The organism is Flavobacterium sp. GNP010, assembly GCF_056428945.1.
In genome coordinates, this window is record NZ_JBWJVK010000173.1 from 1 (window position 1) to 203 (window position 203).

Annotated in this window: 1 tRNA gene; it reads right to left on the reverse strand. The window is 41.4% G+C overall.

The annotated features are described in order from the left end of the window. Positions 1–25 precede the first annotated feature (25 nt). A tRNA-Asn gene (locus AC061C_RS15980) sits at positions 26–110 on the reverse strand. Positions 111–203: the final 93 nt, after the last annotated feature.

The window sequence follows — 203 nt, forward strand, 5'->3', positions numbered from 1 at the left end:
ACTTTAGACTTTATGACTAAAATCGTGGAGAATAACGGAGTCGAACCGTTGACCTTCCCGATGAATATCGGGATGATCTAGACCATATAGTACTATATTTTCTAATTTCCTTTCAAAATGTTATGAACTTATTCGCCTTAGCGAAATAGTGGAGAATAACGGAGTCGAACCGTTGACCTCCTGCGTGCAAGGCAGGCGCTCTA